The 12,493-nt window shown below is 42.1% G+C and carries 8 protein-coding genes; 7 read left to right on the forward strand and 1 reads right to left on the reverse strand.

Annotated elements, in window-relative coordinates:
* The first annotated feature begins 144 nt into the window (after positions 1-144).
* Both PYS60_RS01830 and mgtE read left to right on the forward strand, forming a co-directional pair.
* Positions 145-2,289 carry a DNA gyrase subunit A gene (locus PYS60_RS01830; protein WP_390866548.1) on the forward strand — a complete coding sequence of 715 codons (2,145 nt, stop codon included), beginning with the start codon at positions 145-147 and terminating at the stop codon, positions 2,287-2,289.
* A 79-nt stretch (positions 2,290-2,368) separates the two neighbouring features.
* A complete protein-coding gene (gene mgtE / locus PYS60_RS01835; protein WP_315570318.1) occupies positions 2,369-3,766 on the forward strand; it encodes a magnesium transporter in 1,398 nt (465 codons plus the stop codon).
* 33 nt (positions 3,767-3,799) lie between these two features.
* On the opposite strand, the gene PYS60_RS01840 is transcribed toward mgtE, so the two are convergent.
* On the reverse strand, positions 3,800-4,750 hold the full coding sequence (locus PYS60_RS01840; protein WP_315570320.1) for a DMT family transporter: 951 nt from the start codon (positions 4,748-4,750) through the stop codon (positions 3,800-3,802).
* Positions 4,751-5,034: 284 nt separating this feature from the next.
* Between PYS60_RS01840 and PYS60_RS01845 the strand changes: the two genes are divergently transcribed.
* The 5 genes from PYS60_RS01845 (at position 5,035) to PYS60_RS01865 (ending at position 12,482) form a co-directional block, all read left to right on the forward strand.
* Positions 5,035-6,582, forward strand: coding sequence for an ABC transporter transmembrane domain-containing protein (locus PYS60_RS01845; RefSeq protein WP_315570322.1), 1,548 nt, complete (start codon positions 5,035-5,037; stop codon positions 6,580-6,582).
* A gap of 93 nt (positions 6,583-6,675) precedes the next feature.
* A complete protein-coding gene (locus PYS60_RS01850) occupies positions 6,676-9,510 on the forward strand; it encodes a transglycosylase domain-containing protein (protein WP_315570324.1) in 2,835 nt (944 codons plus the stop codon).
* A 23-nt stretch (positions 9,511-9,533) separates the two neighbouring features.
* Positions 9,534-10,037: a deoxycytidylate deaminase gene (locus PYS60_RS01855; RefSeq protein WP_315570325.1), complete on the forward strand. Its 504-nt coding sequence runs from the start codon at positions 9,534-9,536 to the stop codon at positions 10,035-10,037.
* A complete protein-coding gene (locus tag PYS60_RS01860; protein ID WP_315570327.1) occupies positions 10,034-11,785 on the forward strand; it encodes an HAD-IC family P-type ATPase in 1,752 nt (583 codons plus the stop codon). The genes PYS60_RS01855 and PYS60_RS01860 overlap by 4 nt, the downstream gene beginning before the upstream one ends.
* Positions 11,763-12,482: a hypothetical protein gene (locus tag PYS60_RS01865; protein WP_315570329.1), complete on the forward strand. Its 720-nt coding sequence runs from the start codon at positions 11,763-11,765 to the stop codon at positions 12,480-12,482. The genes PYS60_RS01860 and PYS60_RS01865 overlap by 23 nt, the downstream gene beginning before the upstream one ends.
* Positions 12,483-12,493: the final 11 nt, after the last annotated feature.

A 12,493-nucleotide genomic window follows, 5' to 3' on the forward strand; every position in this document is an offset into this window, starting at 1 on the left:
AATAAGAAAAAATCACAAGATAAGGCGGTCGGAAAAAGCGGCGTTAAAGACCAAGTCAGCTATCCGTCTGAATTGCAGTATTTAGCAGAAGCTGCCGGCAGCGTGAGCTTGGAACCTATCGGCCAAACTTTGCAAAATAATTATATGCCCTACGCTATGAGCGTCATTATTTCCCGTGCAATTCCGGAAATAGACGGTTTCAAACCGGCCCATCGTAAACTTTTGTATACGATGTATAAGGCCGGACTCCTTAACGGCGCACGCAGCAAATCGGCCAATGTGGTCGGCGCAACCATGAAACTTAATCCCCACGGTGACCAGGCGATATACGATACTTTAGTTCGTTTGACTCGGGGTAACGAAACCCTGTTGCATCCTTATATTGATTCCAAAGGTAACATGGGTAAGCAATATTCCAAGGATATGCAATCGGCGGCGCCACGTTATACGGAAGTCAAACTTGATGCTATAGCCAATGAAATTTTTCGCGGCATAGATGAAGATATGGTCGATTTTGTGCCCAATTATGACGGGACGATGTCGGAACCTACGCTTTTGCCGACAGCTTTTCCGGGAATACTGGTTAACGCCAATCAGGGTATTGCCGTCGGCATGGCGAGCAATATCTGTTCCTTCAATTTGCAGGAAGTTTGCCGGGCTGTCATAGCATACATTAATGATCCCGGTTGTGACCTGTTGCAGTATATGCCGGCGCCGGATTTCGCTTCCGGAGCAGCATTAATTTACGATGAAAGTAAAATGCGGGAAATTTATAACAGTGGTCGCGGCAGCTTCAAATTACGGGCCGAATATACGATCAATAAGGCTGATAACTGCATTGAAATCCGGGAAATTCCCTATACTTCGACGATTGAAAGCATTATTGATAAATTGGCCGAACTGGTCAAAAGCGGTAAAATCAAAGAAATTACGGATGTCCGTGACGAAACGGACATTAACGGTTTGTGTATCACTATTGATTATCGCAAAACGGCCGATCCGGAACAATTGATGCAGAAATTGTTTTCCTTAACCGAGTTGGAGAACAGTTTCCCGTGCAATTTTAATGTCCTCATTGAAGGCTGTCCGCAAGTTTTAGGTGTCAAAGCTATTATTGCCCAATGGTTGAAATTCCGGCGAAATTGCGTGAAAAGGCGTTTGCTTTTTCAAGAACGTAAATTGCAGGTTAAACTGCATCTGCTGCAAGCTTTAGCCGAAATTCTGCTCGATATCGACAAAGCCATTAATATAATAAAAAATACGGAAAAAGATGATGCTGTTGTTCCCAATTTAATGGAAGCGTTTGCTGTGGATGCGGAACAGGCGGAGTATATTTGCAACATCAAATTAAGACAATTAAATAAAGAACATATTTTGCAACGCTTGGAAGAAAAGCGCAAAATAACTGATGATTTAGCCGATATTGCCGCAACTTTGGCGCAAACGGCCAAGCTGAATGCTCTGATAATTAAAGAATTGAAAACGATAGCCGATAAATACGGGCAGGAGCGTAAAACGAAAATTATAGCGGCGGCCGATATAACTGAAGTCAGCGATGCCGACTTTATTGAAGACTTCAATTTGCGCGTTTTCCTGACGCGAGACGGTTATTTGAAAAAATTAGCTTTAACCTCTTTGCGCAGTACGGCCGAGTTGAAATTGAAGGAAAATGATCAAATATGGCAAATGCAAAGCGGTAGTAATAAACAGGAACTTTTGCTTTTCAGTTCCCAAGCCAATTTGTACAAATTAAAGCTTTCCGATTTGAACGATGACAAGCCTTCAGATTGGGGAACCTATTTGCCTAATTTGTTGAGCTTGGCTGCAGATGAAAAAATTGTAGGTATGTTGATAACGTCGGATTATAAGGGAGAAATTGCTGCTGCTTATGCCGACGGCAGAGTAAGTAGAGTTGAACTTGCAGCTTACGCTACGAAGCAAAACAGAAAGAAACTTATAAAGGCAGTCAGTACGCACAGTCCGGTTATTGCTGTTTATTATTTGCCCCCGGATACAGCAGGTGAGCAACGCGATTTCGTGCTGATCAGCGATCAGGCCAAAGCTGTATTATTTAATTTGGATCTGATTAATCGCAAGAGCACTCGGACCAACCGCGGCGATCAGGTGTTAAAATTGAGAAAACAGGCTCAAATACTCGATTTTATACCGTTGAACGATTTGACCGATAAAACCGAGTGGGAAAGACATCGCGTCCATAAATTGGGAACAAGCGGTATAACTTTGAAAAGTGCCGATTTGCAGGAGCGACAAATAACTTTATTCAAATAAATATTTTATTTTGCGGCCGGAGAAATTGCTGCTAAAAGATTTATAATGAAAGCATGAAGTTACGGACGGAGAGAACAATATGAACAATGATAAACCGATTGATAATATGAGCTATGAGAACATTTTGCATATTGTTCGCAGTGATTTGCCGTTAATTGAAATCAGACAACGGCTCGAAGATTTCCACGACCGTGATATTGCCGAAGTTTTGCACGATTTAACCGATGCGGAACGGGAAAACTTATTCAAAGCTCTGGGAATAGAGCGCTTTTCCGATGTTTTCTCTTATTTGGACGACGGGGCGGAAGAAATTCAAACGTTGCCGATTGCCGATGCTGCCGAAATTCTGGCCAATATGGATTCCGATGATGCTGTTGATATTTTGGAAAAAATCGACAGTGCTCCGGTCAGAGAAAAATTATTAACTTTGATGGGCGATAAGGCTTCCAAAAACGTTAAATTAATTCGTTCATATGAAGAAGATACGATCGGTAATATGATGACGACCAATTACATTTTAATACCTAATAATGTGACGGTAAAAAGTGCAATGCGTCGCTTGATTAAACAGGCTGAAGAAAACGACAATGTCAGCACTATATACGTCAAAGATGAAAATGATAAGTATTACGGTGCTATCGATTTGCGAAAGTTAATTATTGCCCGGGAAAATACCGCTTTGGAAAGTATTATCCAGAGAAACTATCCTTTTTTACGGGTTGACGAGAAAATAGAAGAATGTATTGAAGACCTGAAAAATTATTCGGAAGACTCTTTACCGGTCCTGAATCAGAAAGAAGAGATGGTCGGTGTAATCACGGCCCAGGATGTAATTGAAGCCGTTGATGATGAAATGAGTGAAGATTATGCCAAATTCGCCGGTTTGACAGCAGAAGAGGAAGATAATAAGAGTTTATTACGCAGTGCCATACAGCGTTTACCTTGGCTGATTTTATTGCTGTTTCTGGGGATGGGCGTTTCCAGTGTCGTCGGGTTATTTGAGAAGATTGTAATGGAATTAACTATTATTATGAGTTTCCAATCCTTGGTTTTGGATATGGCGGGCAATGTCGGCACGCAATCTCTGGCTGTGACTATCAGAATTTTGATGGATAAGAATATTACCGGCCGGGAGAAGTTCTTCTTTATGTTGAAGGAGTTGGAAATCGGGGCGATTAACGGCCTGATTTTGGGCGGTATGTCCCTGATCTTAGTAACTTTCTATCTGACGCTGTTTAAGGGTTACTTGATTTTACACGCTCTGCCGATAGCCGTCTGTGTCGGTTTGGCTTTATGTATAGCTATGCTGGTTTCCGGCCTGGTCGGGTCTTTGACGCCGATTTTCTTCGACCGTATTCACGTAGATCCGGCAGTAGCCTCAGGTCCTTTAATTACGACTATTAATGATTTGGTTGCGGTCGTAACTTATTACGGCTTGGCGGCAATCTTCCTTTTGGGTCATATTAATCTGCGGTAAAATTTAACAGCAAACTTTAACAGAGTGCGCCGCTTACTCCAAGTCTTTCCGCTTTTGCCGGCGGCAGAGAAATTTTAACTTGGTTTCAGAAATAATAGTAGCCAGAAAAATCAAAGCAAAACCTAAGATAACTAAAGGGGTAATTGCTTCCATCCCGAAGCAGGCAGGGAAAATCAAGCCGAAAATAGATTCCGTACTCAGTAAAATAGCCGCGGTTGCCGGTTCTGTATATTTTTGACCGATATTCTGTAATAAAAGCGCCAGTATGGTGCAGACAACAGCCAAGTAAATAACGCTGGAAATAACTTTATAATCCAAGGCGGTACTTATAGTTTCCCGCAAAGCCCGGCTGCAAATCCAGGCTTCGACAGCGGCTGTGAAAAATTGGACGATAGTCAAAAGAATAGGATCGGTTTTCCTGGCGTATTTACCGACCATAATAATATACAAAGCGAATAATATACCGCTTATTAAAGCGATACCGTCTCCCGTCAGGACCGAAACGGCGGAAGTCCCCTGAATTGCGGTGACAGCGTTACCTGTCATGCCGATCAGACCGGCTCCGACAAAGGTACAGACGGATGCTGCTATATTGAAACGGTCCAATTTGGAGCGCATAATCAAATAAGCTAAAAAAGGCACAAAAACACAGTAAGTTGCATTTAAGAAAGCAGCTCGGCCCGGAGTGGTGAAATTAATACTGAAAGTTTGCAAAGCGTACGACGTATAAAGTAACGTGCCGCCTAAAAATCCGATCAATATATCTGTTAATTTGAGATTCTTTAATTTCTTATAAAAAATTAAAGCGGTAATCGGAGCGGCAATCGTAAAACGCCAAGCCAATAAAGTGTTGGTAGGTACGTCGTCAATAGCGAATTTGGCAAAAGTTAAAGATGTTCCCCATAAAATAGCGGTAGCTAATAAGGCTGCACGCGGTAAAATAAAATTTAATCCGGCAGAATGATTTTGGTGTCGATTGTTCATACTGAATAAGTTATCCTTTCCTTTTCAGTTTAACACTACATAGAGTATTTGAATAGCTGAAACGGCATTTTTCACTAAATAGCGGAAATAGGCAGACAAAATAATTATTTTTAACCGTATAATATTTATGTGTCATTTTTTGTTCGAACTTCGCAAAAACGCTGCTGCGCCCGCAGAAACATTTTTATAACAGAACTTTTATTTTATGATATTATTATTATTATTAACAATTAATGGTTGGAAATTGAGAGAGCGAATATATCGCCTGAAAGGAGAAAACCTTCATGAATTTTAGACATTGTTTTTGGCAATACAGGCGAGTAATATTTTCTGTGCTGTTTTTTACCGGATTGAGTGTCGCTTGTATTTCGATTGTTCCTTATATGACCAAGGTTGTTTTGGACAGCTATGCCCGATTGAGTCTGAAGCAAGCCGCTGTTTATTCCGCTGTCTATATTATTGCTGTTATTTTATTTTTGTTGACCGAGTATGCGAAGAAAATCAGTTTTAATAAGTTGCAACAGGTTTACGGCTTGGATGTAAGAATGAGACTTTTTCAAACAATTGTGCGTTTGCCGCACTATCTTTTCAATCAGCAGAAAACAGGTCGTTATATTAACGCTTTGACGAATGATTTGGAGAATATCTACGTCAATTATATATTGTGTTACGTGCAGTTGGCAGTCAGTATAGTTTCACTTTTAATTTATTTGGCTTATATGGTTTACCTTAATCGGATATTATCACTTGTTTTGCTGCTTGTCTGTTCCTTGGCACTTCTTATACCGCAGCTGCTTGGTGATAAATTAAGTGTCGAACGGAGAAATTTCAGTCAGGCTGAGGCCTATTTTTTAGATGCACTGAACGATTTATTGGCGGCAAATGAGATTTATGACAGAAATAGTCAACCGAAATTTGAAAAAATTTTTGCAGCCTATAATTTTTCTTTTGAAAAAACGCAACGTTCATTAGGTGATTGTATCTCATTAAGCAATATTTTTTCAGCATCAAGTTTGTATCTGATTAATATTGTAACATTTGCGCTCGGTTTGTTTCTGGTTGCAAGCGGACAACTTGCTTTATCATCGTTGATTGCGATGCTGGCTTTTGTCGATTTGGTCGCTATACCGACGCGTGATATTATTTATCAGATTATTAATATTCGTTCTGCCGGGCATTTAATAAACAGATTGGCCGAATTTTTCCCAACTGAAACTTATGCTCTTCCGGAAAATTCCAATTTTAAGAATTTACAGGTGCGTGATTTAGATTATCAAATCGGTAATTTTCATTTGTCGGCCGGGAATTTAAGTATAGAGCGGGGGAAGAAATATTTGTTGATCGGAGATAACGCTTCCGGTAAATCTACTTTGCTGAGATTGCTGGCAGGAGAACTTCTGCGACCGAAGAACATGTTTTTTCTTGACGGCCGGGATATTGCGCGAACGGACATCAGTAATTTGGTTTATTACAGTGCCGCGTCTAAAGCATTTAAAGCGACTGTGCGTGATAATGTGGCAATCAGTTCTGTCGACGGTACCGTTTCCGGCTTGGCTGAGCAAGCGGTAGGCGATTTTGTGGATATGCAGGTGGATTTTTGCGGTCGGAACTTAAGTCAGGGACAGCAGGCCAAAATTGCCCTTGCCCGTGCTCTTAATTCACCTAAAGAAATACTTTTATTGGATGAGATTTTTGCCAATGTCGATAGTGTCAGGGAGCTGGAGTTAACGAAACTTCTGTTGCAGACAGATAGAACATTAGTATTGATCAGTCACAATCGAACAAATGATTATCAAAAAATGTTTGACCATGTATATTCTTTACCGCAGTAATATTTATGCATTACCCTTTTTAGACTTTTTTTACTTTTTCTCCGCCCTAAACTTTGGTAAAATAAGCTAAGTTGAATAGCAGCGGAGGAAGAAATGCTGAAAAATAGCAATGAGCTGACAGAAAAAGCAGCTAAGGAAAATAATTTAGATAAAACACAGGCTTTTCGCCAAAGTGCAGAGTCGAAATCCGATAATATAGGACAGGAGACGCGAGCCTTTGTGCGCAGCGGCAATTTGCCTCCTCAAAATAAAACCCCGGAATTTGAAAAAAGCGTCGATAATATGAATAACGGAGCGGATTATCAGGAAGTACTGGAAAATTTATCGGACAAAGAGATTGCTGAAGCTAAAGCCCTGCGACTGAATTTGGAACGGAATATGAAGAAAAGAGTCAAAGGTCGTCCGACCCGTTCGGTTTATTCTTTACCGGTGGCAGCGGCCTTATCTAAAGGCTTTTTTCGCGTAATTAAGTTATTGTTGGTCTGTTGCTTGGCTTTGATTATTTTCTTCGGCTCCATCGGCCTGGGAATAGTTGTCGGTTATGTAGCAACAACTGAGCCCATTTCCGCGTCTTTGTTGGCCAAAGGTGCTCAAACTTCATATTTTTACGATAAAGACGGCAAGGAAATCGGCAAGCAGACGGGTTCGCAAAATATTGATCGTGATTATGTCGCATTGAGTGAAGTGGCAGACACTTATATTGCCAAAGCGTTTATAGCTGTTGAAGATCAGCGCTTTGCGACCAATATCGGTATAGACCCCAGACGTATATTATCCGCTGTTGCCGGGTTTATCTTCGATTTGGAGAATAGTCACGGCGGTTCGACTATCGCCCAGCAAACAGTTAAACTTTTAACAGGAGATAACCGTACCAGTGCCCAAAGAAAGGTGCAGGAGTGGTATAGAGCGATAAAATTGACGCAGGAACTCGGTAAATCCAAGATCATGGAGAACTACCTGAATCTTGTGCCCATGGCAAATTCCTATGTCGGTATAAAAAGTGCAGCCAAAGCTTATTTTGACAAGGAACCGAAAGATTTAACTTTGGAAGAATGTGCCTTTTTGGCCGGCATTCCCAAAAGTCCGGCTACATACAATCCCTTACGTGAAAGCGGTCGGAGAAATGCTTTGCGGCGGCAAAGACAAGTTTTACTCAAGATGTTCGAACAGGGATTTATTGATGAAGCTGCTTACAAAAAAGCTTTAAATACCGAGTTGGTATTCCGCCAGAACAAAGACGGCGCCGGCTCACAAGTCATTAACACTTATTATATAGAGTATGTACATCGTCAAGTTGTGCGGGCCTTACAGAAAGAAAAAGGTTATTCTCTTGAACTGGCCAATAAACTTGTCGGTTCCGGCGGCTTGCGTATCTATACCAATTTTGATGCCAAAATACAGAGTGATATTGATGCGACCTTCAACAATGTCAAGTTATTCCAGAAAAATCCGGCAGCTTTCGTGAATGAGCCGGAGAAACCTCAGGCCGGTATGGCGATAATTGAAGTCGGAACGGGCAAAATTGTCGGTCTGGCAGGCGGCTACGGTGAGAAAACAGGTAACTTTTATCTTAACAGAGCTACGGATATTCGCCGTCAACCCGGTTCATCTATTAAACCGGTGGCCGTATATGCGCCGGCGATTGAAGAGGGCTTGATTACCGGTGCTTCGATGATCGTCGATGAACCTGTATTCCTCAATAAAGATAAGCCGCAGGAAGAATGGCCGAACAACGTTGATCGTCGCCACGTCGGACCGATGACAGTTCGACATGCTTTGAAACAGTCAAACAACGTCGTTGCCGTAAAATTAATTCAAAAATTGACCGTACCGAAGGCGAAAGAGTATCTGCATATGGAAGGCATGGAACTGAAAGATGATCAGTCGTGGCTGTCTTTGGCTTTGGGCGCTTTGACTTACGGTGTAAGTCCGTTGGAGATGGCTACAGCTTATCAAGTTTTAGCTGACGGCGGTAAATACATCGAACCGACTTCGTTTACTAAAGTTGAAGATGCGACAGGAAATACAATACTTGAATCCAAGCCGCATATGCAGAATGTTTACAGTCCGCAAACAGCTTTTATGACGACTAAAATGTTGGAAGGTTACTTTGAAGGCGCCGTATCGGCCAACGATACTGCCGGTTTGGCTTATTTGTGGAATGTGCGCGGAATTGAAAATGCTCAAGGCCAAAAAATTCCGGTAGCCGCTAAAACCGGTACGACAGATTCTATTGTCGACCGTTGGTTCTGCGGTTACACGCCTTATTATGCCGCAGCCACCTGGTACGGCTTTGATAACCGCTTGAAAACTACTGAAATTTCCGAAGCGGATAATGGTAACGTTGTCCATATTTGGCAAGATGTAATGAAGCGGATTCATAGTGATAAACCGCCGAAAGATTGGATTAGACCGGATAATATTGTCGAACATTCCATATCTACTTTAACCGGTAAATTGCCGAGTGAAGTTGAAGTAGAAAACAACTATGTCGAGAAAGAATATTTCGTCAAAGATTCGCCGCTGGAGCCTAAGACCGTTTCCAGTGAAGAAGATTTGGAACAATATTATGACGATAAGGAAAAGGCCTATCCGGGAGACTATTGGAAATTGGAAGATGACGATGACGAGAATGCTTCCGATCAGGATGGCGACAAGGATAAGCGGGAGAATCAGGACGACAATGACGGCAATACGGACGATAATCGCTCCGAACGCAAACACCGGTCGCGCCGTCGCCCCTTATTGCGCAGACATAGAAGTGAGGAGGAGCCTGACAGCACTGATCGTGATGAACAGAATTCCGCTTCTACGGCCAGCTCCGACAATTCCAACAGATTGAACAATTCGGACGATTCCCGCCAAGCCGGCAGATCAAACGGCTCCGGCCGTCCGGCTCCGGATACTGCGGGCAGAGACAACAGATAATATCAACTTTGAGGAATAAGCTTATGCAGGAAAAGAAAACACAGGAACATATTGATTGGGATGAATACTTTATGGCGGTTGCCGTTTTGGCGGCCAAAAGAAGTAAAGATCCCAGTACGCAAGTGGGAGCCTGCATTGTTAATCAACAAAATAAAATTTTGTCTACCGGCTATAACGGCTTCCCTATCGGTTGCAGCGATGATGATTTTCCCTGGACCAAAGAAGGCGATTTTATAGACACGAAATATGCTTATGTTTGTCATGCCGAATTAAATGCCATATTAAATAATCCGGGCACCATTTTTCAAAATTGCCGTATATATGTCTCGCTCTTTCCTTGTAATGAATGTGCCAAGGCTATTATTCAGTCGGGGATAAAAGAAGTTATTTATTTGTCGGACAAGCATGCGCAGGAACCTTATATGCAGGCTTCCAGACGAATGTTACGGGCAGCGGGAGTTAAATTGACCAAGTTGCAGCCGCAACATCAACGTCTGACTTTAGTTTTGCAGGAGGATTTAATATGAAAAAGGGATTAACCGGTATGCAATCCGACCGGAAAATTCCTGATTTGTTGACTTGGCAAAAAAACATTAAGTCCCATGCGCTGCCTTTGACGGCAGCCGGTTTGGATGCGGCGGCAATCGCCTGCCGACAGGATAAACAACAAATTAATCGCAGCTCTGCCGGTAGGACGGCAACAGTCGGCAGTATTATCAGGAGAAATTTATTCACCGTTTTTAATTTACTTAATTTCGTTTTAGCTCTGTTTATTCTTATCGCTGCCGCTTATAAATTCACCTATATAAAAAACGGTATGTTTATGGGTGTGGTAGTGTTTAACTTGATTATCGGCATATACCAGGAAATCAAAGCGAAATTATTGCTCGATAAGTTGGCAATATTAGTTGAACCGCAAGTTTCAGTCAAGCGCCGAGGGCAAATTGAACAAATAAAAAGCTCTGAACTTTTAGAAAATGATTTGCTGGAAATTAAAAGCGGCATGCAAATACCGGTAGACGGAATTATTTTTCAAACTGACGGAATAATAGTAGATGAAGCTTTACTGACGGGAGAAGCGGAAGCGATCAGCAAAAAAAATGATGATATAGTTTACGCCGGTACGCTTTGTACGGCCGGGGAGGCTTGGATTCAGGCCTGTCTGGTGGGAGATAATTCTTTTGCCGCTTTGCTTACCGCGAATGCCAAAATTGTGAAACAGGAAAACTCCCGTCTGCGTCTCGGTCTGAACAAACTTATAAGCATTTTAGCGGCGATAACTTTACCGCTGTTCTTTTTAATTTTCATGAAAAATTATTATACATCTTACGATTGGCCGAATACGCTGGTACTGACTGCCGGAGCAATAATCGGAATGATTCCTGAAGGTTTGGTTTTGTTGACGGAAGTGGCATTTGCGCTGGCTGCCTTCAATTTGGGTAAAAACAATTGCCTATTGCAAAAAACGGCGGCAGTCGAGATTTTGGCATCTACCGATATTTTATGCTTGGACAAAACAGGAACAATTACCGACGGTCGCATGCAAGTGAGCGGGATTCTGCTTTGTGATGCGGAAACTTGCAGTGATATTACGCCGGCGGGGATGGAGGGAAAAGAAAATCTGGCAGCTTTGGCTTTATATATATTACAGGCCAATAAAGTTGATAATTTAACGGCAGCGGCGATTAATAATGCTTTCGGAAAATATGCCCCTATAATACGGGATTGGCAGGATAAATTAGGTGTCTGGGAAGAACTGATACCTTTTTCTTCCGAGAAAAAATATACGGCCGTAAGATGGCCGCAGGTCACCTATTATTTGGGCGCAGCCGAGTTTATTCTGGCTCAAACACCGGCTTTAAGCAAATTACAGCCCCGATTAAAAGAGCTGAGTCGCCTGGCGTATAGAGTTTTACTATTGGCGGAAAAAGAAAATCAGGCGGAGATAAAACCTCTTGCCCTGATTTTGCTGACTGACGGCATCCGTCCGGATGCTGCCCGAATTTTCAACTATTTCAAAGCGCAGAATGTCGATGTAAAAATTATTTCCGGCGACAATCCCGAAACTGTTCGCGCCTTGGCGGCCAAAGCAAACTTTCCCTTTGCCTTGACGGCCTGCGATTTAAGTTCCTACGGTGCAGAAGCCGATTATGACTATTTAATTCGGAATTATAACTTATTCGGTCGGGTCAGTCCCGGACAAAAAAAAGCAATTGTTGGCCGCTTATCAGGCCGCCGGCAATGTCGTTACTATGACAGGCGACGGGGTGAATGATATTCCGGCCTTGAAAAAAGCCGATTGTGCCGTCGCCATGTGCGCCGGAGCGGATGCCTGCAGACGCAGCGCCGATATCGTGCTCTTGGATAATCAATTGGCGCATTTGATTGCAGCAGTTTATGAAGGCCGCCGTGTAATAAACAACATTAAATTAGTTGCCTCTTTGTTTTTAACTAAAACTTTTTATTCATCTTTATTGTGTTTGCTTTATTTATGCTTGCCTTTGAAATATCCGTTGTACCCGGTGGATTTAACCCTTATTTCTACATTAACCATCGGTATTCCGGCCTTTTTTCTGACTTTGCAGGCTAATAAAGCCAAAGTTAAAGGCGACTTTTGGCGGGATGTATATAAACGGGCTTTAATACCTTCACTTATTGCTTTTTTGTATATTTGCTTATGGGAATTTTTGCTGCAGCATTATCCGACTTTTGCAGTTATGCGCAGTTGGGCGGTGCTTTTAACTTTAGCTGCGTCCGCCTTCGCTTTATTAACTTATTCCGCCCGTCCTTTCAATTGCCGAAGATTTGTTTTAATAACAGTTTTACTGACAGCATTTATTTTGCTTTTGCTAATTATGCCGGGATTTTTCGCCTTACCGTTTTTGCCTTTAGCAGCGGCAATCAAAGCGGCAGCTGTATTTGTCGGCGTTTTCTTAACCGTTTATTTTGTGCTAAACTTAGGAATTAATTGACATTTTTGGGA

This window comes from Amygdalobacter indicium, from assembly GCF_029101545.1.
Classification (GTDB): domain Bacteria; phylum Bacillota; class Clostridia; order Saccharofermentanales; family Fastidiosipilaceae; genus Amygdalobacter; species Amygdalobacter indicium.